The sequence below is a fragment of the Burkholderia sp. 22088 genome, assembly GCF_052045915.1.
GTDB lineage: Bacteria > Pseudomonadota > Gammaproteobacteria > Burkholderiales > Burkholderiaceae > Burkholderia > Burkholderia cepacia.
In genome coordinates, this window is record NZ_JBQEPY010000011.1 from 30,629 (window position 1) to 52,786 (window position 22,158).

The 22,158-nt window shown below is 69.6% G+C and carries 24 protein-coding genes and 1 pseudogene; 10 read left to right on the forward strand and 15 right to left on the reverse strand.

Translation table 11 applies throughout. The annotated features are described in order from the left end of the window. Positions 1-177: 177 nt before the first annotated feature. The 3 genes from ACTJLD_RS21340 to ypfJ form a co-directional block, all read right to left on the reverse strand. Positions 178-447, reverse strand: a complete 270-nt coding sequence (locus ACTJLD_RS21340; protein ID WP_301825816.1) for a hypothetical protein — start codon at positions 445-447, stop codon at positions 178-180. A 50-nt stretch (positions 448-497) separates the two neighbouring features. Continuing rightward, positions 498-1,214: a LuxR C-terminal-related transcriptional regulator gene (locus ACTJLD_RS21345; RefSeq protein WP_222211995.1), complete on the reverse strand. Its 717-nt coding sequence runs from the start codon at positions 1,212-1,214 to the stop codon at positions 498-500. A 291-nt stretch (positions 1,215-1,505) separates the two neighbouring features. Beyond that, positions 1,506-2,387: a KPN_02809 family neutral zinc metallopeptidase gene (ypfJ, locus tag ACTJLD_RS21350; protein WP_060086311.1), complete on the reverse strand. Its 882-nt coding sequence runs from the start codon at positions 2,385-2,387 to the stop codon at positions 1,506-1,508. Between the two features lie 394 nt (positions 2,388-2,781). Between ypfJ and ACTJLD_RS21355 the strand changes: the two genes are divergently transcribed. The 5 genes from ACTJLD_RS21355 to ACTJLD_RS21375 all read left to right on the forward strand — a co-directional run bounded on the left by ACTJLD_RS21355 (position 2,782) and on the right by ACTJLD_RS21375 (position 7,761). Continuing rightward, positions 2,782-3,573 carry an SDR family NAD(P)-dependent oxidoreductase gene (locus tag ACTJLD_RS21355; RefSeq protein WP_226178718.1) on the forward strand — a complete coding sequence of 264 codons (792 nt, stop codon included), beginning with the start codon at positions 2,782-2,784 and terminating at the stop codon, positions 3,571-3,573. 190 nt (positions 3,574-3,763) lie between these two features. Further along, on the forward strand, positions 3,764-4,822 hold the full coding sequence (locus ACTJLD_RS21360; protein ID WP_440659570.1) for a LysR family transcriptional regulator: 1,059 nt from the start codon (positions 3,764-3,766) through the stop codon (positions 4,820-4,822). A 100-nt stretch (positions 4,823-4,922) separates the two neighbouring features. Then, positions 4,923-5,612 (forward strand): DUF4286 family protein, encoded by a 690-nt coding sequence (locus tag ACTJLD_RS21365; protein WP_027789469.1) that lies wholly within the window; start codon positions 4,923-4,925, stop codon positions 5,610-5,612. A gap of 78 nt (positions 5,613-5,690) precedes the next feature. Then, positions 5,691-7,010 (forward strand): MFS transporter, encoded by a 1,320-nt coding sequence (locus tag ACTJLD_RS21370; RefSeq protein WP_027789470.1) that lies wholly within the window; start codon positions 5,691-5,693, stop codon positions 7,008-7,010. A gap of 49 nt (positions 7,011-7,059) precedes the next feature. After that, positions 7,060-7,761 (forward strand): DUF2848 domain-containing protein, encoded by a 702-nt coding sequence (locus ACTJLD_RS21375; protein WP_440659571.1) that lies wholly within the window; start codon positions 7,060-7,062, stop codon positions 7,759-7,761. A gap of 33 nt (positions 7,762-7,794) precedes the next feature. Here ACTJLD_RS21375 and ACTJLD_RS21380 read toward each other — a convergent pair whose 3' ends face one another. From ACTJLD_RS21380 to ACTJLD_RS21390, 3 genes are all read right to left on the reverse strand, one after another. Next, complete coding sequence (locus ACTJLD_RS21380) at positions 7,795-7,935, reverse strand: hypothetical protein (protein ID WP_166741967.1); 141 nt, start codon at positions 7,933-7,935, stop codon at positions 7,795-7,797. 202 nt (positions 7,936-8,137) lie between these two features. Further along, on the reverse strand, positions 8,138-9,529 hold the full coding sequence (locus tag ACTJLD_RS21385) for an RtcB family protein (protein ID WP_027789472.1): 1,392 nt from the start codon (positions 9,527-9,529) through the stop codon (positions 8,138-8,140). A 131-nt stretch (positions 9,530-9,660) separates the two neighbouring features. Next, positions 9,661-10,644 (reverse strand): NAD-dependent epimerase/dehydratase family protein, encoded by a 984-nt coding sequence (locus tag ACTJLD_RS21390; RefSeq protein WP_440659572.1) that lies wholly within the window; start codon positions 10,642-10,644, stop codon positions 9,661-9,663. Positions 10,645-10,742: 98 nt separating this feature from the next. Between ACTJLD_RS21390 and ACTJLD_RS21395 the strand changes: the two genes are divergently transcribed. Beyond that, the gene (locus ACTJLD_RS21395) at positions 10,743-11,645 is read left to right on the forward strand and encodes a LysR family transcriptional regulator (protein ID WP_440659573.1); all 903 of its coding nucleotides are present in this window, start codon (positions 10,743-10,745) and stop codon (positions 11,643-11,645) included. A gap of 79 nt (positions 11,646-11,724) precedes the next feature. Here ACTJLD_RS21395 and ACTJLD_RS21400 read toward each other — a convergent pair whose 3' ends face one another. Both ACTJLD_RS21400 and ACTJLD_RS21405 read right to left on the reverse strand, forming a co-directional pair. Then, entirely contained in the window at positions 11,725-12,045 is a 321-nt protein-coding gene (locus ACTJLD_RS21400; RefSeq protein WP_048026777.1) for a DUF7660 family protein, read from the reverse strand. 65 nt (positions 12,046-12,110) lie between these two features. Then, complete coding sequence (locus ACTJLD_RS21405; RefSeq protein WP_059698697.1) at positions 12,111-12,983, reverse strand: LysR family transcriptional regulator; 873 nt, start codon at positions 12,981-12,983, stop codon at positions 12,111-12,113. A gap of 170 nt (positions 12,984-13,153) precedes the next feature. Here ACTJLD_RS21405 and ACTJLD_RS21410 point away from each other — a divergent pair, with 170 nt between their 5' ends. After that, complete coding sequence (locus tag ACTJLD_RS21410) at positions 13,154-14,614, forward strand: MFS transporter (RefSeq protein ID WP_440659574.1); 1,461 nt, start codon at positions 13,154-13,156, stop codon at positions 14,612-14,614. 78 nt (positions 14,615-14,692) lie between these two features. Here the strand turns inward: ACTJLD_RS21410 and ACTJLD_RS21415 are convergent, their stop codons facing one another. Both ACTJLD_RS21415 and ACTJLD_RS21420 read right to left on the reverse strand, forming a co-directional pair. Continuing rightward, on the reverse strand, positions 14,693-14,884 hold the full coding sequence (locus ACTJLD_RS21415) for an oxidoreductase-like domain-containing protein (protein ID WP_091919022.1): 192 nt from the start codon (positions 14,882-14,884) through the stop codon (positions 14,693-14,695). 82 nt (positions 14,885-14,966) lie between these two features. Beyond that, on the reverse strand, positions 14,967-15,404 hold the full coding sequence (locus ACTJLD_RS21420; protein WP_027789478.1) for a hypothetical protein: 438 nt from the start codon (positions 15,402-15,404) through the stop codon (positions 14,967-14,969). A 159-nt stretch (positions 15,405-15,563) separates the two neighbouring features. On the opposite strand from ACTJLD_RS21420, the gene ACTJLD_RS21425 reads away from it, so the two are divergent. Continuing rightward, positions 15,564-15,986: a RidA family protein gene (locus ACTJLD_RS21425; protein ID WP_060313178.1), complete on the forward strand. Its 423-nt coding sequence runs from the start codon at positions 15,564-15,566 to the stop codon at positions 15,984-15,986. A 72-nt stretch (positions 15,987-16,058) separates the two neighbouring features. On the opposite strand, the gene creD is transcribed toward ACTJLD_RS21425, so the two are convergent. The 5 genes and pseudogenes from creD to ACTJLD_RS21450 form a co-directional block, all read right to left on the reverse strand. Beyond that, positions 16,059-17,456, reverse strand: coding sequence for a cell envelope integrity protein CreD (creD, locus tag ACTJLD_RS21430; RefSeq protein WP_060086303.1), 1,398 nt, complete (start codon positions 17,454-17,456; stop codon positions 16,059-16,061). Between the two features lie 114 nt (positions 17,457-17,570). Continuing rightward, complete coding sequence (gene creC / locus ACTJLD_RS21435) at positions 17,571-19,022, reverse strand: two-component system sensor histidine kinase CreC (RefSeq protein WP_272546321.1); 1,452 nt, start codon at positions 19,020-19,022, stop codon at positions 17,571-17,573. 15 nt (positions 19,023-19,037) lie between these two features. Continuing rightward, positions 19,038-19,748 carry a two-component system response regulator CreB gene (gene creB, locus ACTJLD_RS21440; RefSeq protein WP_027789482.1) on the reverse strand — a complete coding sequence of 237 codons (711 nt, stop codon included), beginning with the start codon at positions 19,746-19,748 and terminating at the stop codon, positions 19,038-19,040. Positions 19,749-19,833: 85 nt separating this feature from the next. Further along, complete coding sequence (locus tag ACTJLD_RS21445; protein ID WP_440659575.1) at positions 19,834-20,547, reverse strand: SDR family NAD(P)-dependent oxidoreductase; 714 nt, start codon at positions 20,545-20,547, stop codon at positions 19,834-19,836. A gap of 105 nt (positions 20,548-20,652) precedes the next feature. Then, positions 20,653-20,991 (reverse strand): annotated as a pseudogene (locus ACTJLD_RS21450) (sterol desaturase family protein); the annotation flags it as partial. Between the two features lie 82 nt (positions 20,992-21,073). Between ACTJLD_RS21450 and ACTJLD_RS21455 the strand changes: the two are divergent. Next, entirely contained in the window at positions 21,074-21,196 is a 123-nt protein-coding gene (locus ACTJLD_RS21455; RefSeq protein ID WP_255221843.1) for a hypothetical protein, read from the forward strand. A 172-nt stretch (positions 21,197-21,368) separates the two neighbouring features. Beyond that, on the forward strand, positions 21,369-22,076 hold the full coding sequence (locus tag ACTJLD_RS21460) for a hypothetical protein (protein ID WP_060205101.1): 708 nt from the start codon (positions 21,369-21,371) through the stop codon (positions 22,074-22,076). Positions 22,077-22,158 lie beyond the last annotated feature (82 nt).

Consider the following 22,158-nt stretch of genomic DNA (forward strand, 5'->3'; position numbering starts at 1 on the left):
GTGGCTGGACCGCGTGCGTGTGAGGCACGCGGGCGTCGGATCACTGTATCGACGAGGGTTCACGCCCGGTGAGCGCAAATTGGCAGCGCGTGGGGAGAAGGCGGCGGGGCCGAACCGCGCGGGAGGTCAGGCGCGGCGAGGCGAGGTGAAAAGCCGGTACGGGAACGGACTGAAAGGCTAGTTTCTGAAACCGTGCCCCATCGACGCCAGGAAATCGTATGCCTGGTAATCCAGCCAGTAAATGCCGAGCGCAAGCGGGATCAGGAAATACAGCGAGTCGTAAGTCCCGCTTCGCACGGTTCTGATGATGAAGATCGGTAGCGCAATGCTCAAGGCGATGACCACCAGCGAAGCGGCAATGATTGCGACGTCCATGTTCGCGGCCCTTTGATTGTTATCGAAACGACGATCGTGCATGGCCAGCAGCGCTTTGGCGTGGGAATTCATGAATCGGCGATCGCGAAGGTTCGAAGTCCGGGCCGCAATTATCCGATGAATTACAGGAACAGCGCGCCCACCAGTTCGGTGCGGTTCGACACGCCGAGCTTGCGGTACATGCGCATCAGGTGCGTCTTGACGGTCGGCTGGCCGAGCGCGAGATCGCGCGCGATCTCCTTGTTCGAGCGGCCGTCGCGCACGAGGCGCGCGATCTGCTCCTCGCGATAGGTCAGCCGCTCCTCGCAGCCGATCCGGTGGATCCCGCGCCGCGCGCGCAGCAGCGGGCTCAGCGCGGCTTCGGCAACCGGCTGTAGCCGCGCGAGCGCATCGATCTCGCCGGGTGCGAACCGCCCGGCCGTGGCGTTGCCGGCCCCGAAGCGCAACAGCGAGAACGCGCCGACCGTCCGGCCCGCGTCGCGCAGCCAGATCTCGACGACGTCGGCCACGTCGTGGCGCCGCAGGAAACGGGTCCAGTACGCGGACGCGTCGCGTCTTTCGTCAGGCAATTGCGACGCGAGCGTGACGACCGCGCGTTCGCCCGCCGCGCAGCGCGACGGATGCAGCGGATCGAGCATCCTGTAGCGTGCGACATAGGTGCGATGCATCGATTCCGGCATCCCGAACAGCTCGAAATCGGCCGGCTCGCCGCTCTGGTCGAGCCGGTAGAACACGATCGCGGACGGGCTCGCGAACGCGTCGAACGCATCCACGCACGCGCGCAGCGCGCGTGGCCAGTCGTCGGAGGCCGGGTCGGCGGGAACGGTTGGGAGCGGCATGGTGGAATCGGCTGGCGGCGCGAACGTCTCGAAAATCGAAGTTCGGGCCAGCCTATCGGCGCCGAAAAGTGCCGGTGAGCACAAATCGGCAAATCGTCCCGGTTTGGCGGCGGCGGCTGGTGCGGCTGGTGTGGCTGGTGTGGCTGGTGTGGCTGGTGTGGCTGGTGTGGCTGGTGTGGCTGGTGTGGCTGGTGTAGCCGGTGTAGCCGGTGTGGCTGATGCGACCGGTGCAGCCGATGCAGCCCGTGCAGCCAGGACGACACAGGCGCGCGACGACGCGCGCGCCGCGTGTCAGCGCGCGTTCGACGCGAACGTGTCGCAGGCGCTCAGCTCGCCCGATTCCATCCCGCGCCGCAGCCAGTACACGCGCTGGTCGCTGGTGCCGTGCGTGAAGCTCTCCGGCACCACGTAACCCTGCCCTTGCTGCTGCAGCCGGTCGTCGCCGATCGCGGCGGCCGCCTTCAGCCCCTGCTCGAAATCGCCGGGTTCGATCAGCCGCTGGTTCGCGCGCTGCGCATTGTTCGCCCACACGCCGGCGAAGCAGTCGGCCTGCAGCTCCATCCGTACCGACAGCGCGTTCGAGTGCGCCTGGCTCGCCCGCCGGCGCGCGGCGTCGACCTTGTCGGAAATGCCGAGCAGGTTCTGCACGTGATGGCCGACTTCGTGCGCGACCACGTAAGCCTGCGCGAAATCGCCGCCCGCGCCGAAACGCCGGCGCAGCTCGTCGTAGAAACCGAGATCGATATACACCTTGCGGTCGGCCGGGCAATAGAACGGCCCCATCGCCGTCTGGCCCGTGCCGCATGCTGTCGGGGTCGAGTTCGTGAACATCACGAGCGTCGGCGGCTGGTATTGCGCATGCAGCTGGGTATTGAACACGCCCGTCCACGTGCGCTCGATATTGCCGAGCACCTTGCGCGTGAACACCGCGCCCGGATCGTTCGCCGGCACGCCCTGCCGCTGCGTGGGCGCGGGCTGCGCCTGCTGCTGGCGGCCCTGCAGCGCCGATGCGCCTTCGAGCACCACGCGCGGGTCGATCCCGAAGAAATACGACGCGGCGAACGCGATCACGATCGTGCCGATGCCGATCGTCGCGCCCCGCCCGCCGCCGAACCCGCCGGCACCACGGCGATCCTCGACGTTCGTGCTTTCCCTTTCGTCGTCCAGCCTCATTGCCGGCCCTCCCTGTTCCTGTCGATGGCCGGCGCGCGGGCGCGCAACCGGGCGATATGTTGTGTGGTCGCGGCACGATCGTTCGGCAGAGGCAACGCATGCGTGCCGGGATCGCCGGCCCGCCGCTCCGCTCGCACGACGGAATCGGCCGGCCGATGCGCCGCGCGTCGATACGCGGCTCGCCCGCGCTATTCTGCCGGGCTTTCGTGACTTATCGCAAAAATGTGGAGGATAGTGCGATTCGGCGCCGGACATCGTCAGCCTTTGCAAAATGGCCCGCGCCCGCCTCCGGTCGCCCGCTCCGGATGCCGCCCGCGTTCATCCCTTCGGCTGATACCGGCGCTCGCCGGCCCCGCCTAAAGTGACCGGAAACCACCCCTTTCCGGAGCACGACATGACACACCCGCCCCCCCGCACGATCGCAATCACAGGCGCCGGCACCGGCATCGGCGCCGCGTGCGCGCGCCGCTTCGCACGCGGCGGCGACCGCGTCGTGCTGATCGGGCGGCGCCAGGCGCCGCTCGACGCGCTGGCCGCCGAGACGGGCGGCCTCGCGCTTGCCGGCGATGCCGCGAACGCCACCGACTGGGCCCGCTTCCTGCCGCATATCGCCGAACGCGTCGGCCGCGTCGACGCGCTCGTCGCATGCGCGGGCGGCCACGGGCTCGGCCGCGCGGACGAAACCGACGACGCGCAGTGGCGCGACGCGATGCATGCGAACCTCGACACCGCGTTCGTGAGCGCGCGCGCGTGCCTGCCCGACCTGATCGCGCAGCGCGGCAGCATCGTGCTGGTCGCATCGATCGCCGCGCTCGCAGCCGGGCCGGGCGTGTGCGGCTACACGGTCGGCAAGCATGCGCTGCTCGGGCTCGCGCGGTCGCTCGCGCGCGACTACGGGCCGCACGGCGTGCGGGCGAACGCGGTGTGCCCCGGCTGGGTCCGCACGCCGATGGCCGATGCGGAGATGGAACCGCTGATGTCGGCGCACGGCGACACGCTCGACGGCGCGTATGCGCGCGTCAGCGCCGACGTGCCGCTGCGCCGCGCGGCCGACCCGGACGAGATCGCGGCCGTGTGCGCGTTCCTCGCATCGCCGGACGCGTCGTTCGTGACCGGTGCGACGCTCGTCGCGGACGGCGGCGCGATGGTCGTCGACGTGCCGACGCTCGCGTTCGACACGCTCTGATGCGCGCGGGCGCCCCGCCCGCGTCACCCTTCGTTGCACCAGGCGCGTCGTGCGTGCCCGCCGGCACGCCGCCGCCCGTCCGCCCCCATGATGCGCACCGCGCCGCCCGCTCGTTTCCCGGCGCCGAAAATCCGCTACCATCGACCGGTCCCGCCGCCCCGCCCGGCACCGCCTCACGTTTCGGACTTCGATGAACATCCGGTTTCTTGAAACCTTCGTCTGGCTCGCGAAGCTGGAAAATTTCCGGCTCACGGCCGAAAAACTCCACACGACGCAGGCCGCCGTGTCGAGCCGCATCGCGTCGCTCGAGGAAGCGTTCGACGTGCGCCTGTTCGACCGCAACACGCGCTCGGCCACGCTCACGCCCGCCGGGCGCCGCATGCTCGCGTACGCGGAGCGGATCGTGCGGCTCGACGGCGAAATGCGGCGCGACATCGACGCGGCGAGCGACGCGGGCCTGATCCGGATCGGCGTGATCGAATCGATCGTGCATAGCTGGTTTCCCGCGCTGATGGCGCAACTGCGCGAGCGCTATCCGCGCCTCGACGTCGAGATCACGAGCGACACGACGCTGCACCTGATCCGCCTGCTCAGCACCGACGGCGTCGACCTGATCCTGCAGACCGACCCGGTGCCGGGCCCCGACTTCACGAACCTGCCGCTGTGCGAATTCCCGGTGCGCTGGGCGGCCAGCCCGCGCCTCGGGCTCGGCGGCCAGCCGCTCGACGTCGCGCGCCTGGCCGAATTCCCGATCATCAGCTTCTCGCGCCACTCGGGGCCGCACGCGACGATCGAACGGCTGTTCGCGGCCGTCGAGCGGCCGGCCAGCATCAACTGCATCACGTCGGTCGCCGCGATGATCCGCCTCGTCGCCGACGGCTTCGGCGTGGCCGCGTTGCCGCCCGCGATCATCGGGCGCGAGCTGCACGAAGGTGCGCTGGAGCTGCTCGACGTCGAACCCGAATTCCCCGCGCTGCCGCTCGTCGCGTCGTACCGCAGCCAGGGCCTGCCGGTGGCCGCGCGCATCGCGGAACTGGCCAGCGAAGTCGCGCGCGCGATGCCGGCCGCCGCAAGCCACGCCAAGCCGACGACGGCGACACCGACACCGCCCACGGCCGATCGCGCGGACAATACACCCGCCCGCCCCGCGACGAAGGCAACAGCCAAGACACCGGCGAAAGCGAAACGCACGACGCCATCCGCACCGCCCGCCACGTCCCCCGCGAAACGCCGCCCGCGCCGCTCATAAGAAAACCTGTTCACCGCGAATTTGTTTTCTTGTTGGACGGGCACGGCCCGTCTTCGGGACACTGCGGTTCCTGACACGCCCCCGTCACGAGGAACCCGCAATGACCCGCTTTTCCCTTCCGCACGGCCAGCTTTGCGTCTGGACGGATATCGACCCCGCGCACGAAGCCGATTTCAACGCGTGGTACGACCGCGAGCACATGCAGGAACGTGTCGCGATTCCGGGCTTCACGCATGCGCGGCGCTTTCGCGCAACCGATCGCGGCCCGCGCAAGTACCTCGCGCTGTACGTGACGGACGCGCTCGACGTGTTCCACGGCGACGCGTACCGGCGAGCGTTCACGCAGCAGACCGCATGGTCGCTCGCGAACTTCGAGCGCATGACGGGCACGCAGCGGCGCGTCGGCGAACTGACGATCGAGGCCGGCGACGGCGAAGGCGCGCATCTCGCGCTGTTCGTGCTGCCGCCGGATCGCATCGACGTGCCGCACCTGCGCGAACGCTTCGACGACGCGCTGCACGAACCGGGCATCCACGCCGCACGGCTCTTTCGCACCGCGCCCGACCTGTCCGCGCCGATCGGCGCCGATGCGGCCGCCCGCCCGGCCGCCGACGCGCTCGTGCTGATCGAAGGCAGCGATGCGGCCGCGACGCGCCGCGTGGCCGCCACGCTCGCCGGGCACGACGACGTGCGCACCTTCGCGCTGCTGTGGCGTGCCGCCGCGCCGCTGCATGCGGCACGCGGCGACGTCGAAACCGACCCTGCCGCCGCCGCCGCGCTGCCGGCCTGATCGCCCGCGCCGACCGCATCGCATGCGCGCGGCACGCCCGCGCATCGGCCCGGCGCTCCATCCCGTTCCCCTCACGACATGCCCGACACCATGAGCACTCTCGCCCAGCCCGCCGCCCACGCGCCCCGCCGCGTCCGCAACAGCCGACTCGCGACCGCGAGCATGATCGGCACGTCACTCGAGTGGTACGACTTCACGATCTACAACACGCTCGCCGCGCTCGTCTTCAACCACCTGTTCTTTCCGTCGGTCGATCCGCTCGCCGGCACGATCCTCGCGTTCTCGACCTATGCGGTCGGCTACGTGTCGCGCCCGCTCGGCGGCTTCGTGTTCGGCAATCTCGGCGACCGCATCGGCCGCCGCGCGGTACTGATGCTCACGCTCGTGCTGATGGGCGTGACGACCGCGCTGATGGGGGCGCTGCCGACTTATGCGCAGGCCGGCATCCTGAGCCCGATCCTGCTCGTCGCGCTGCGCTTCGTGCAGGGCGTCGCGCTCGGCGGCGAATGGGCCGGCGCGGTGCTGCTGTCGGTCGAGCACGGCGACCAGAAGCGGCGCGGGTTGTCCGCATCGTGGACGCAGATCGGCCCGTCGTTCGGCACGCTGCTCGGCACCGGCTGCATCGCGCTCGTGACGCTGTCGACCACGTCCGGGGACTTCCTGTCGTGGGGCTGGCGCGTGCCGTTCGCGGCCAGCGCGCTGCTCGTCGTGTTCGGTTTCTGGCTGCGCCGCGGCGTCGACGAAACGCCGCAGTTCGAACAGCTCGCCGAATCGCACGCGACCGCCGAGGTGCCGGTCGCGGACGTGCTGAAGTACCACTGGAAGCGCCTGCTGATCGCCGGCGGTTCGCGAATCGGTTCGGACGTGCTGTATGCGCTGATCGTCGTGTTCACGCTGACCTACGTGACGACCGTGCTGCACCTGTCGCGCCCCGTCGCCCTGACGGCCGTGATGATCGGCACGGCCTGCAACGCGCTCGCGGTGCCGTTCTTCGGCGCGCTGTCGGATCGCTTCGGCCGCCGGCCCGTCTATCTCGCCGGCGCGCTCGCCGGGATCGTGTGGGCGTTCGTGTTCTTCGCGATGCTCGATTCGGCGCGCCCGGGCGCGATCGTCGCGGCCGTCGCGATCGGCCTCGTGATCCACGCGGTGATGTACGGCCCGCAGGGCGCGTTCGTGACCGAGCAGTTCCCGACCCGCGTGCGCTATGCGGGCTCGTCGCTCGCGTACACGCTCGCCGGCATCGTCGGCGGCGGCTTCGCGCCGCTCGTGATCGCCACGCTGTTCCGGCAGACCGGCACGACGACGGCCGTGTCGCTGTACGTCGCCGCCGCGCTCGTCGTCACGTCGATCGCGCTCCTCGTCGCGCGCGAAACCGCGCACCGGCCGCTCGCGGATTGAGCATCGCCGAGAGTCGCTTCCTTCCTTCGGACTTCAAACGGAAACCCGCATGCAAACCCTGTCGTTCAACGTGATTTCCCGGCACCCCGCACCGGCCACCGTCGACGTCGAGATCGAGCGCGTCGTGATCGCCGGCTGGGCCGGCCGCGATTCGGCGGCGATCCGCGCGCATATCGACGAACTCGCGGCGCTCGGCGTTGCGCCGCCGTCGACCACGCCCTGCTTCTATCGCGTGTCGGCCGCGCTGCTCACGCAGGCGCCGTCGATCGGCGTGCTCGGCGCGCGCTCGGGCGGCGAGATCGAATGCGTGCTGGTCGACAGCCCGGCCGGCACGCTCGTGACCGTCGGCTCCGACCATACGGATCGCGAAGTCGAAGCCTACGGCGTCGCGGTGTCGAAGCAGGTGTGCGCGAAGCCGCTCGGTCGCGACGCGTGGCTTTATGCGGATGTCGCGGATCACTGGGATGCAATCGAGATGCGTGCGTGGCTGATCCCGCGCGACGGCAAGCGCACGGCCTACCAGCACGGCGCGGTCAGCGGCCTGCTCGCGCCCGACGTGCTGTGGCATCGCTTCGACGACCGCCGCACGATGCCCGCGCGCTGCGCGATGTATGGCGGCACGGTCGCCGTGCATGGCGCGATCGCGGCGATGGGCGACGGCGATGCGTTCGAAATGGAACTGCACGATCCGGTGCTCGGGCGCAGCCTTCGGCACCGTTATGCGGTGGAGGTGCTGCCGGTCGTCGCGTGACGGGCGGGCGCTCCGTCGCCGCGCCCGTCTCTGCTAGTACGGCTGAAAGCAGTGATAGTCCGGGAAGTTGACCTGCGAGTTGTCGCAATACAGCACACCCACCAGGTTCGTGCACCCGCTCAACGCGAACATGATTGCCCCCGCGACCGACACTTTCCATCCGAAATGCAGCATTGCGCCCCCGGTTTCGCTTTATCGACGTTGCCGCCATGATGCTCACCGGACGCGCCCGGGTATGTGGAGAATTGTTGCCCCGCGGGTTCGTCGGTTCACCGGGACGCTTTCCCGTGCCTGTGCCCGGGCAAAACCCGCGGCCCGGGAAAGCGGACGACGTATCGCCGGCCCCGGCGCAAGCCGCGGCGGCGGCCGGCGCCCGTCATGCCTTGAACGTGACCCACGGCTTCAACCGGACCGCGCTGCGAATGAGGCCGGCCTGCTCCTGCGCGTCGATCACGGGCCCGATCGGCTTGTAGGCTTCCGGCGCTTCCTCGATGCGGCGCTCGTCGCGCAGCGTCACACAGCGCCACGTGCCCGGCGCCTGCTCCGCGCGCATCCGCCGCACCGCCTGCCGGCGCACGCTGCGGCCGGCGCCGTGGCTGCACGACCACAGCCAGTCCGGATGGCCGAGCCCGGTCGCGAGAAACGACGCATCGCCCATCGATCCGGGAATCAGCGCGAGATCGCCGTCGCGGGCGGGGGTCGCCCCCTTGCGATGGATGTTCATCCCGTTTTCGCGCAGCACGACGTTGTGCGGCACGTCGACCACGAGTGCCGAGCGGGTCTCGCCGGTGAGCTCCGCCAGTTCCTTGCGGACCATCTCGGCAAGCACGACACGGTTGAGCCACGCATAACGCGCGGCGGTGCCCATCGCGACGAGATAGTCGCGCGCCAGCTCGCCGGAAAGGCCGTACAGGCCGCTTTCCGGATGCCTGACGCCCGCCGGCCATGCCGCGCGCGCCCGGTCCATCCAGCGTCGCCCGACGTAGAAGCCGACATCGCGCGAACCGCTGTGGATCATCACGACGACGTCGTCCTTCGCGAGTCCCGCCCGGTAGGCCGCATGCCGGTCGAACACGGCGTCGACCACCTGCAGTTCGACGAAATGATTGCCCGAGCCCGGGGTGCCGAGGCAAGGGTCGCGGAATACCTCGCGCGACCCGACGTGCGCGTCGGGCGCGTATTTCGCGCTGCCGTCGAACCGGTCGAGGCCGATGCACGACGACAGTTCGTCGATGAGCCGGTCGCGGTCGACGTGCGCCCAGAGCCCCTGCGGCGCGACACGATCGACGAATGCCGCCGGGCCCGCGTCGAACAGCGCGCGGAAGGCATCGCTGCCGACCGGCACGTCGCGCCGGTCCGCGAGAATCGCGCGCGTCAGCCGCTCGACGAGCGCCGTCTCGAACGGCGCGAGCGCCGAGCGCTTGAGGCCCGTGGTGACGAGACGCATCCCGCAGTTGATATCGGTGCCGATCGCGGCGGGAATCACGAACGCGTCGTCGGTCGCGACGATCGAGCCGACGGGCGCGACCCCGCCCGGATGAAAGTCCGGCGTCGCGCAGGCCTTGCATACGCGCTGATGGCCGTCCGGCGAACGGACGGCCGCGAACGCGAGCAACTGCTGGACGGCCTTCTCCTCGAGCGGGAGCGAAGCGGGCAACAGGACGGACGCCTGCGCCAGTTCATTGCGCAGGTGATAGATGCCGGCGTGATGGTCGACACGGATGCCTTGCCGTTGCAAGGCCTTTTTTAAGCGAGGAAAGGTAGACATCGCTGCTGAAAATGAAAAAGGTACGACGCGACCTCCGGCATTCCGGCGGTCGTGGGTACCTTCCTGCAGCAGCGTCGAGGAAGGGAGCGCGGATCATAGCAGAACGCGATTGTGTTCGCGCCCCCCGTTGCTCACTTGAGACACCCTAGCCCCGCCAGCGTCGCCTCGATCGCGGTTTCGAGCGGCGTGACCGGCTCGCGGCCGAGCACCGCGGTCACCCGCGTGTTGTCCAGCCGGATCGGCTCGCGCCACAGGTAGCGCATCTCGAGCAATTCGCGCAGCGTCGTGACGAACGGCGCCGCGACCCACACGAACCACCACGGGAACTTGCGCATCGTCGGACGCAGCCCGTGCCGCTGCGCGACGCGGCGCACGGCCTCCGCCATCTGCGTGCCGTCCGCGTCCCAGTGCCCGCCGAGGTGAAAGCGCGCGAACGGTTCGAGCGTGTCGCGCCGCTCGATCAGCTCGACCATCGTGCGCGCGGCATCCGGTACATACGACCACTGATGCCCGACGCCGTCCCGCCCCGGCACACTGATGGCCGCAACCGGCTGCCCGGCCTTGACGAGCCCCGCCGCAAACCAGCTGTTGCCGGTAAGCTTCGGCCCGAAGAAATCGCCTGCGCGCACGATGATCGTGCGAACGCCATGCGCGGCCGCATCCTGCAACCGGCGCTCCAGCTCGACGCGGATCGCGCCCTTGCGCGTCGACGGGTGCTGCGGCGCATCTTCGTGCAGCACCGGAAACGCGTCGGCGCCGTAGTTGTACACCGTGCCCGGCAGCACGACGGTGGCCTGCTCCACCCGCGCCGCCGCGATCGTGTTGTCGATCATCGGCAGCACCTGCCCGGCCCAGTTCCGGTAGCCGGGCGGATTCACCGCGTGCACGATCACACTGCACCCGCGCGCGGCCCGGACGACCGCGTCGCGGTCCATCGCGTCGCCGCGCATCCATGCGATGCCGTCGCGCTCCACGGCCTCGGCGTCGAGCCCGCGCTTCAGCGCGCGCACCTGCCAGCCCGCATCGCGCAGCTGCCGCGCGACTTCCCCGCCAATCCCGCCGCTTGCGCCGAGCACGAGTGCCTGCCGTTGCGTCCCGCCTGCGTGGTTCGTCATTGCCGCTCTCCTTGAATGAACCGTCATGACACGCATTCTGGCGCGCCGGAGGCTATCAAGGAATTGCCGAACCCAATGGATCGGCTATACATTTATGCATGACCACCGATCTGAACTGGGAACGCTACCGCACCTTCCTTGCCGTGCTGACGGAAGGCTCGCTGTCCGGCGCGGCGCGGGCGCTCGGCATCACGCAGCCGACGGCCGGCCGCCACGTCGCGGCACTCGAAGCCGCGTTCGGCCAGACGCTGTTCACGCGCTCGCCGTCCGGCCTGCTGCCGACCGAGGCGGCGCTCGCGCTGCGCGGCCATGCGGAGGCGCTGCGCAGCGCGGCCGCCGCGTTCGAGCGGGCGGCCGCGAGCCACGGCGCCGGCGTGCGCGGCATCGTGCGGATCTCGGCCAGCGACGTGATCGCCGTCGAAGTGCTCCCGCCGGTTCTCGCGCAATTGCGGCGCAACCATCCGGGGCTCGTCATCGAGCTGGTACCGACCGACCGCATCCAGGACGTGCTCAAGCGCGAGGCCGACATCGCGGTCCGGATGGCGCCGCCCGCGCAGGAGGCGCTCGTGGCGCGGCGCATCGGCGAAATCGATGTCGCGCTGTATGCGCGCGACGACTACCTGGCGCGCAACGGGGCGCCCGCGACGATCGACGAACTCGCGCATCACGCGCTGATCGGCTTCGACACGGTCACGCCGTTCATCCGCTCGGCGGGCCGCGGCATGCCGATGTGGAAGCGCGACGCGTTCTCGCTGCGCACCGACAGCAACCTTGCGCAGCTCGCGATGATCCGCGCCAGCTACGGGATCGGCTTCTGTCAGACCGGGCTCGCGAAACGCGACGCGCGGCTCGTGCGCGTGCTGCCGGACGGGCCCGCGATGCAGCTGGAAACCTGGGTCGTGATGCACGAGGACCTGCGCACGAGCCCGCGCTGCCGCGCGGTGTTCGATGCGCTGGCCGACGGGCTGCGTGCGTACGTGAACGGCGAACCGGTCGAATAGGCGGTTGGACGGCTGGGCGGTTGAGCGGTTGAGCGATTCGCAGCGGCGAACGTGCAGTGAACGAATCTCCCGAGCGGCGCTATTCGTAGCTTTTCCCGGCGAACAGGATGTCCGCCATGCGCCGCCACGGATTGTCGGGCAGGTCGTAGTAGCGCAGCCCTTCCTCCGATGCCTCGGCCCAGTCGACCATCGCATCCAGGTACTCGCCGATCGAGTGGTTCTCCCAGCCGAGCGCGGCGCGCGCATACGGCGACGGCGGCAGGTCGGCCTCGAGCTGCCGCTCCTTGTTCCAGTCGTGGCCGAGCACGCGCAGGAAGTGGATCAGCGAGCGTTCGTCGACCACGCGCTCCAGCGCATCCTGCAGCTTCGCGGCCATCTGGCGTTGCAGTTCGTCGTTCATTTTTTTCTCCTGGCGCGCCTCTCAGGTACGCGCCGCCGCGCATCGCGCGGCCCGGTTCCACGGTTCTACATCAGCAATTGCCGCGACAGCACCTCGCGCGCCTGCGTGACGGTTTCGCGTTCGCCCGGCATCGGCGGCGTCAGCGAAAACACCGCGTCGGGCAGCGGCGGCAGACGGTATTTCGCGCCGAGCCGCATCGTGCCCTCGCCGATCGCCGACGCGCACAGACAGCCCACACCGAGCCCCGCCGCCAGCATCGACTGCAGCCCCGCGACCCCCGACGCGCTGTGCACGAGCCGGTACGGCGTATGCCGCTCGTCGAGCGCGCGCACCGCGACCTGATGCATCATGCAGTCGTCCGGCAGCAGCACGAGCGGCAACGGCTCGGGCAGTTGCTCGGCGAGCGCGGGCGACGCGACCCACGACAGCGGCTCGCGCCGCAGCACCCAGCGCGTATCGGCCGACGCCGGCCGGAACGGCCCGCTCGACAGGTTCATCACCACGCCGAGATCGACCTGCCCCCGCGCATGCGCCGCCTCGATGTCCGCGCTCTTCATCGCGCTGACGTGCAGGCTCAGTTGCGGGTAGCACTCCCGCAGCCGGGCGAGCAGGCCCGCGACTTCGTTCGTCCGGTAGTAATCGGTGATCGCGACGCGCAGCTCGCCCTTGATCGCCTGCCCGCGCACTTCGTCGAACGCGGCCTCGTTCAGCGCGACGATGCGCCGCGCGTGCTGCAGCAGCCGCGAGCCGGCCGGGGTCGGCTCGACGCCGCGCTTGCTGCGCACGAACAGCGGCACGCCGGCGCGCGATTCGAGCTTGCGCACCTGCTCGCTGACCGTCGACTGCGACAGGTGCAGCAGCGGCGCGGCGGCCGTCAGGCTGCCGGCATCCGCGACCGCCGCGAAAGTACGCAACTGATCCAGGTCGAAACCGCGCATCGCCCTTCTCCATCCATCGAATAACCCGATGGATGCTACCACCAATTCCCGCTTTTCCGATTCATTGCCACCACCCAGAATGGGGGTCAATCGCCCGCCCCCGGCCGAACCGGCGCCCCCGGCGCCGCGTCCGGCGCGGATACGGCCCTCGTTTCTTCGGACTGGTTTCCATGACCCACGACACCCTTGCCCCCTGCGGCCCGGCCGGCACGGCCGCCGCGGCGACACCGCGCAGCCACTACGGCTGGGCGCTGGTGGTCCTGCTGGTTGGCGCGATTTTGCCGCCGCTCGACTACTTCATTGTGAATCTGGCGCTCCCGGCCATCCGCGACGGCATCGGCGCGCGCCCGGCCGAGCTGCAGCTCGTCGTGTCGGCGTACGCATGCGCGAACGCCGTCGTGCAGATCACCGGCGGCCGGCTCGGCGACCTGTACGGCCGCAAGCGCATGTTCATGATCGGGATGGCCGGCTTCGTCGTCGCGTCGACGCTGTGCGGGCTCGCCGGCAGCGGCGCGGTGCTGGTCGGCGGCCGCGTGCTGCAGGGCCTGTTCGCCGCGATCCTCGCGCCGCAGGTGCTCGCGACGATCCGCAGCGTGTTCAGCCCGCAGGAGCAGGTGCGCGTAATGGGCTTCTACGGTTTCGTGTTCGGCCTTGCGGCCGTGATCGGCCAGCTCGGCGGCGGTGCGCTGATCAGCCTGCATCCGTTCGGGCTCGGCTGGCGCGCGATCTTCCTCGTCAATCTGCCGATCGGCATCCTGGCGCTGATCGGCAGCTGGCGCTTCATCCCGGAAAGCCGGCCGCCGCGCGGCCAGCGCATCGACGTGCCCGGCATGGCCCTGCTGTCGCTGTTCCTGCTGATGCTCGTCTACCCGCTCACGCACGGGCGCGAGGCCGGCTGGCCGCTGTGGATGGTCGCGTGCCTCGTCGGCGCGCTGCCGATGCTCGGCGCGCTGCTGGCGGTCGAGGCGCGCCGTCTCGCGGGCGGCCACGATCCGCTGCTCGACGTGCGCCTGTTCCGGAACCCGGTCGTCGCACTCGGACTCGTGCTGGCGTTCCTGTTCTATACGCTGAGCGCGTTCTTCCTGAGCTACGGGATCTATCTGCAGGGCTGCCTGAACTGGTCGCCGCTCGCATCGGGGCTCGCGATCCTGCCGCTCGGGCTCGGCTTCCTGTCGAGCCCGCTGCTGATGCCGCGGCTCGTCGGCCGGTTCGGCGGCTATCGCGTGCTCACGCTCGGTTTCGCGATGCTCGCGGCCGGCGTCGCGACGGCCGCCGCGCTCGCCGGTGCGGCCGCGCCGGGCCCCGGCTTCTACGTGGGAATCGCGGCGATCGGTGTCGGACAGGGCCTCGTGCTGCCGTCGGTCGTGCGGATCGTGCTCGCGGAAGTCGATACCGCCCGCGCGGGCGTGGCATCCGGCATGGTCACCGCGATGCTGCAGATCGGCGCGGCCGTCGGCGCGGCGACGCTCGGCGGCGTGTTCTTCGCCCGGCTCGGCGCGCATCCGGCCGCGCTCGATTATGTGCAGGGCTTCAGAACGTCGATGTTCGCGCTGACGGCCGTGCTGCTCGCATGCATCGCGCTGTCGGCCATGCTCGGGCCGCTGCATCGGCGGCTGCATGCGGGCGCGTGACGCGGAACCGGCGCCCACTGCCGGCGCGGCTCGAGACGCGCGGCAAATGCGCACCGCTCGCCGGCATCGGGCTTGTCGTCATGGCTTGTGCTGCGCGTGCCGCGCTTCCCACTCCGCCAGTTCGACGCGATAGCGCGCCAGTGCTTCGTCGTACAGGTCGAAAACGCACGGCGAACAACCGCTGTTGCAGCAGTCTTCCAGTTCGGGCTGTACGGGCGGGGTCGGACGCGGATCGTCGATGGACGGATCGGTGGGGGCAGGCGTGGGCACGGCGAAAATCGAATGGCGGAAAAGCTCGAGTATAAGTGGATGCCGCCCGGCCTGTCGGTGGTGACACCCGGCACGCGCCGCGTCACATCCCCAGGATCGTCACCTGGTCGTGGCGAAGCCGAACGTCGCGCGTCCACGCGTCGACTTCCGCGATCACACCGGCCAGCGCGGCGCAGCTTGCGTCGAGACGAGCGACGAAAGCCTGCCGCGATCCGCTGAAAATGAAACCGAGCCGGTCGAGCGCGTCGGTGCGCTGCGCGGCGTTGCCGAGCCGCCTGCCCGTGTCGGCCAGTTCGGCGACGATCGCAAGCCAGTCGGCCATGCCGACGGCGTTGAACGTGTAATGGTCGTAGTCGGGGATCTGCCGCGCGATTGCCGCCTCGAGCAGCCCGAACACTTCCTCGTCGAAGAACAGCGACCCGGCATTCCAGCAGGTGCGCGCATACGGCCCGCCCATGAGTTCGACGTACGCGGTGCCGTCGAGCGCCGCACGATCCTTGATGACGCGGATATCGTCCATGTGTGTCGTCGTGATCGCGAAACAACGCCCCATGCGTCGCCGCGCGTTCATCCATAATGGCGCGATTGTCGACGAAGCGGGCGGTGCTGTCGACGGCGCGCCTCCGTTGCGCGGCCGCTCGCCGCGAACCGTGCAGCCGCCGCCCACAGGAGCCGCGTGATGGCCGAAGCAGTGAATCCGCCGGAAGTCTGGGCGCCGTTCGGCGCGTTCTCGATGGCCGTGATCCAGGGCGACGGCCGGATCGTGCATCTGAAGGGGCAAGTGGCGCTCGACCGCGACGGCCGGGTGGTCGGCCAAGGCGACATGCGCACGCAGCTACGGCAGACGCTCGACAACATCCGCGCCGTGCTCGCCGCGATGGGCGGGCAGATGCAGGACGTGATCTCGCTCGTCCACTACGCGACCGACATCGATGCCTTCATGCAGGCCGGCGACATCCGCAACACGTATTTCGCCGCGCCCTATCCGGTGACGACGACCGTCCAGGTCGAACGTCTCTACCATCCCGACCTGCTGATCGAGATCACCGCCGTCGCCGAAATTCCGCTCGCGCGTTTTCGCCGGCCCGCACCGCACGCGTGAAGCGCGGCTGTCCCGCGCCGGATGACGCGCCGGCCGTCGCATTGCCGACCGGCGCGCTCGCCACCCGCGTGCCTACTTCGCCTGCGCGCCCGGCTTCACGGCGCCCGCGGCCGCCTTGTCGGCCAACGGTTGCCACGCGGCGCCGAGCGAATACCAGTCGACGCGGCGCGTGAGCGTCATGATGCCGGCGAGGATCGCGAACAGCAGCAGCGAACCGAGCATCAGCGCGTTGTCTTCCGACAGCAGCAGCCCGTAGAGCGCCGCGTACAGCACCGCGAGCAGCGCCGAGAACACCGCGCCGCGCTTCACGCTGTGGAGCACGAACGACAGGTAGAAGCCGAGCAGCCCGATGCATGCGCCGCTCGCCGCGAGATACGCATACGCGAACGCGATGTGTTCGGAGAGGCTCAGCAGCAGCAGGAAGAACAACGCGAGCGACAGGCCGACCAGCGTGTACTGGATCGGGTGAATGCGCAGCCGCTTCACGAGCTCGTACATGAAGAAGCTCGCGAACGTGAGCATCACGAACAGCGCGCCGTACTTCGTTGCGCGTTCGGCCTGCAGATAGACGTTCACGGGTTCGATCATCGACACCGACGCCGTTTCGATCGCGCTGTCCCCGTTGCCGGTCGCGATCTGCTCGCGCGCCTTCGTGTTGAACGACGTCACGCGCCAGTTGCCGGTGAAGCCGCGCGCATCGACCGTGCGGTTGTTCGGCAGGAACGCGCCGTCGAAACTCGGATGCGGCCACGTCGACTTCAGCGAGAAATCGTTCTGGTCGCCCACCGGCGCGAACGCGACGGACTCCGCGCCCCGCAGCGGCAGGTCGATGCTGAACGGCACAACTGCCCCCGCCCCCGCGCCTGCTTCGGCCAGCGCCGCGAGGTCGACGTTCGCGTGCACACCCTGGCGCAGGCTGTCCAGCCGCGTGCCCTGCTCCACGTCGAAACGCGCGCCGCCGATACGCAGGTCGGGTTGCGCGGTCAGCCCGCGAATGTCGCCGATGCCGATCGCGACATAGGCGTTGTCGACCTTGAAGCTCACGTGGCCGTCCGCCTGCGGCAGCTTCTTCAGGTCCGGCAACGCCAGCGTGCCGGTCAGCCGGCTCGTCAGTTCGTACACCAGCGCCTTGTGGATACCTCGATAGCGGACGCTGGTCGTCAGCGTGCCGTCGACGTTCAGCGTCTTCGGAAACACGAGCAGGCGCTTCGTCTCGCTTCTCAGGCTAGTCTTCGTCGCGCCGCCGGCGGGCGTCTCGTCGCGCACGCGCGTGACTTCCGTGTAAGGCACGACGAGCACGGGCCCCGACACCGTCTGCGGCCCCGCATAGCTCGACCAGATGCTCTGCAGCGCGTCCATGCGATACGCGGAGCGTTCGTGCACGATGCTTTGCACCATCTGCAGCGGGATCAGGATCAGCAGCGCAAGCAACGCGGTGATCGCGAATTTGAACAACAGGACTCGATTCATGGCCGACAGGTACCGGAGTAAAAGGTACCGCCAGCATGCGCCGGCCCGGTGAAGGGCGATTGAAGCCGGTGTGAAGCGAATGTGGGCCGAATGTGGGGCGAACGTGAAGCGCGGTCAGGCCGACGACGGCAGCGTGAGCGTCGCGCACGCGCCGCCTTCGTCGCGGTTCGCGAGCGCGACCTGGCCGCGGTGCAGCATCGCGACTTCGCGGACGAAACACAGCCCGAGGCCCGTGCTGCGATCCTGCCCGTCGGGGCGCGGCAGCGAATAGAAGCGCTCGAACACGCGCGCCAGTGCGTAGTCGGGCACGCCGGGGCCGTCATCGGCGACGCGCACGATCGCGACGTGCGCCCTGCCCGCCGGCTGCCGTTCGAGCGCGATGCGGATCGTGCTGCCCCGCGGCGCGAAATCCAGCGCGTTGTCGAGCAGGTTGCCGAGCGCCTGGCGCAGCAGGAACGGATCGCCTTCGACGACCGCCGGGTCGGCCGCGTCGTTCGCGTCGATCGCCAGGTTCACGCCGCGCTGCCGCGCGCGCGGCTCGATATCGTCGACGAGCTGTTCGAGCACCGGCCGCAGCGCGACCGGTTCGCGCACCGACAGCCGCTGCTTCTGTTCGACTTCGGCGAGCGCGAGCAGCTTGCGGATCATCTGTTCGAGGCGGCCGGCCTGGCGGCGGATGTTCTCGGTGAAGCGCCGGCGGTTCGCAACCGGCATGTCTTCCTGCAACAGTTCGGCTGCACCGCTGATCGCCGCCAGCGGGCTTTTCATCTCGTGCGTGAGCGTGTGGATGTAGGTCTCGACGTACTGCCGGTCCTCCAGCCGCTGATGCATGCTTTCCACCGCGCGCCCGAGTTCGGCCAGCTCGCTCGCGCCCTGCAGCGGCATGTCGGCCCGCTCGCCCGCCGCAATCGCGCGCGCATAGCGCTGCAGGCGACGCAGCCCGACCACCAGCCACCAGGTGCACGCGACGCCGATCAGGATCGCGCCGCCCATCAGCAGCGCGCCGTACAGCATGATCTTGCGCTGGCTGCGCGCGATGAACGGCGCGACCGTCTGGTTCGGCTTCGCGATCGTCAGCACGCCGATGATCTCGTTGCCGCGCCGGATCGGTGCCGCCACGTGCATCACGGTGCTGCTGTCGTCGTTCGGATCGCTGCGCGTGCTGCGCGCGCCGTATTCGCCGCGCAGCGTCCGGTAGACGTCGTTCCAGCGCGAATAGTCCTGCCCGAGCGCGCGGCCGGTCGAGTCGTAGCGCACGATGCCGTGCGCGTCGGTGATGTAGAGGCGGTAGCCGATCACGTTCTTCTGCACGCCCCACACGTTCGCGCTGACCGGGCGTTCGTGAAGTTGCGCGAGCTGCCGCGCGAAAGCGCCGTCGGCGATATGGCCGCTGGCCATGTCGTCGGCGGCCAGCGTCGCGAGCACTTGCGCGGTATCGACGAGGGTGTCCTCCATCGCTTCGCGCACGCCGGGCTTCACCTCCTGCACGAACACGCGCAGCGTGATCAGCGCGGCCAGCCCGACGATCAGGAAAAAACCGAAGAAGATGCGCAGGCCGATATGCATGGGCGGTGCCGGTCGTTACGGTTGCAGCGAATAACCCATCCCGCGATGGGTGCGGATCGGGTCGCGCTCGGGGTCGATCGCGCGCAGCTTGGCGCGCAGCGTCTTGATGTGCGTGTCGACCGTGCGATCGGCCGAATCGAAGGCCTCGTGCCACACGAGATCCATCAGCTGCTCGCGCGAATAGATGCGCCCGGGATGCCGGACCAGCAGCGCCAGCAGCCCGAATTCGTAGCGCGTGAGATCCAGTGCGTGGCCGAGCCACGACACGCGCGCGCCATCGGTATCGACCGTGAAGCCCGGTGCGGTCGTCGCGGCGGGTGCCGGCGCGGGCGCGGGTATCGATTCGGGGGCGGCCGCCCGGTGGAAACGCCGCAGGATCACGCGCACCCGGGCCGCCAGCTCGCGTGGCGAAAACGGCTTGACCACGTAATCGTCGGCACCGATCTCGAGCCCGACGATCCGGTCGATTTCGTCGTGCCGCGCCGTGAGGAAGATCACCGGCACGTCGGAGAACGTGCGCAGCCGCCGGCATACCTCGAAGCCGCTGAGGTCCGGCAGGCCGACGTCGAGCACGACGAGGTCGAAGCGCGCATCGCGCAGGCGGTCGAGCGCCGCCTGCCCGAGGGTGCAGTGGACGGTCTGCATGCCGTCGGTGCCGAGGGCGTAGACGATCGTGTCCGCGATCGCCACTTCATCTTCGACGATCAGGATATGGGGCTGATGCATGGTCTCGGGCTGGGCTCGCGTGTGTCCGGTGCGCCATTGTACGCACGGCCGGCCGCCGCGCGAGCGCGAGCCCGTGCCCGCCGGACTACGCGACGCGGCCGGTGACCGGAATCGACGCGCCGGTGATCGCCTGCGCGTCGGCCGACAGCAGGAACCCGATCGTCGCCGCGATCTGTTCCGGCCGCACCCAGCGCGTGAAATCCGCGTCCGGCATGTCCGCGCGGTTCGGCGGCGTATCGATGATGCTCGGCAGGATCGCGTTCACCGTCACGCCACGGTCGAGCAGTTCGGCCGCCAGCGCCTCGGTGAGCCGCGCGACGCCGGCCTTCGCGGCCGCATAGGCGCCCATTCCCGCGCCGGCCTTGAACGCCGCGCCCGCGCCGATGTTGACGATACGCCCGGCCGGGCTCGCCAGCAGGTGCGGCAGCGCGCCCTTCGATGCATTCAGCGCGGTCTTCACGTTCAGTTCGTACATGCGGTCCCACGTGACGGCGTCGCCGTCGGCGATCGTCTGCCACACGAACGCGCCCGCGATGTTCAGCAGCGCGTCGACCCGGCCGAATTCGCGCTGCACGGTATCGAGCGCTCGCGCGGCGGCCTGCGGATCGACCAGATCGATGCCGCCGATGCGCAGCGCGTCGGCCGGCACGCCGGGCAGTGCCTCTGCCGCCGGGGCCGCGCCGCGGCCGATCAGCGCGACGCGTGCGCCGCGCGCGCCGAGCCACGCGGCCGTCGCGATGCCCAGATGGCCGAATCCGCCGGTGATCGCGACTGCCTTGCCTTTGAAATCGTGTTCCATCGATGTTTTCTCCTGGATCGAGGGTTGCTTGATGATGCGTATTGCATGGGTCATGCCGGCCGCGGCACGCATGCGCGGCCGGCAATTCGACACAGCGTAGCGCGTTCACGCATCCGTGCGCACGGCGACGAGGCTGCGACGGCGCAGTTCCTCCGTCGTTTCGCCCTGGTCGTCCGGGCGCCAGCCCGGCGGCAGCAGCACGAAGCGGATCGCCGTCCACACGTCGCGGGCCGTCGCGACATCGCGGGCGAGGCTCGCCCAGTGTTCGAGTTCGACGACGAACCGATTGCGCGAACGGGTCGGCGTGACGAGGCCGAAACGGCACGGCTCGTCGGCGCGCTCGGCGACATAGGTGCCGAACAGCCGGTCGAACACGATCAGCACGCCGCCGTAGTTCGCATCGAGATAGTCGAGGTTCGACGCATGGTGCACGCGGTGCGCGGCTGCGCATCGACCGCGACTACCGCCATGACCGCCGCGCCGGCGGCCCGCACGCAGGCCAGCGGTCGGCGCCGGCCTGCATGGCGTGTCCGAAGCGAAGCACGACACGGTGGCGTCCGATACGGATCGACTCGCGCGCTCGATCGCGAAACAGCTCGCCACGCAGAATGCGGCGAACGCGTGGCTGCCGACGGTGTCGGCGAGCTGACGCACCGCACGCCGCGTGCGCGGCCTGCGCGGCCCGGCGGGCGCGCACGCAGACGGCCGGGCATAATGCGCGAGGCCGCTGCTGCGGCACGCGCCGCGACCGTGCCGGGCCACCCGACGGCCGGCGCCATTTCCCGCCCTGAACGAATTCCGAACCTCAACCCGTCAATGCCATGCAAGTACTCGTCGTAGGAACCGGCAAGCTGGCCAGCGAACTGCTCGGCGCGCACCGGCTCGACCCCGCAACCTGTCGCGTGATCGCGTGGTCGGACAGCACGCACAACGATGCGCAGCGTAGCGACGCCCGGCATGTCGACGCCCGCTCGATCGTCGTGCATGCCGGTTCCGGCCGCGAACTCCCTGACGTCATCGCGTTCTGCGAGGCCACCGCGTCGCCGCTCGTCGAGCTGTCCACCGGCTCCGTGCTCGAAACCGGCGCGTACGCTTTCCCGGTCGTGCTGTGTCCGAACACGAACATCCTGATGCTCAAGTTCATGAGCATGCTGGAAACCAGCGGTCACCTGTTTCACGACTGCCGGATCAGCCTGACGGAGTCGCACCAGGCCGGCAAGACGTCCGTCCCGGGCACGGCCGTCGGGATCGGCCAGTCGCTCGGCGTGCCGCCGGAAGACATCCGCTCCGTGCGCGACCCGGACGTGCAGCGCAGCGAATTCGCCGTCGCCGACGATCAGCTCGGCCGCCACGCGATTCACCGGATACGCATCGACGACGGTGCGTGCAGCCTGCAGTTCGAATCGCGCGTGGTGGGCGATACGCCCTACGCGGATGGCGTATCGCGCATCGTCGATGCCGTCCGGCAGCACGATCTCGAGCACCGCCGCTATTCGATCGTCGAGTTCATCCGCAACGGCTGGCTGTAGTCGCGGCGGTACCCGGCGGGAGGCATGCGCGCGTCTCGCACGTCATTTCCACAATGCAAACAGGTTCGTCGCAAAATGCCGT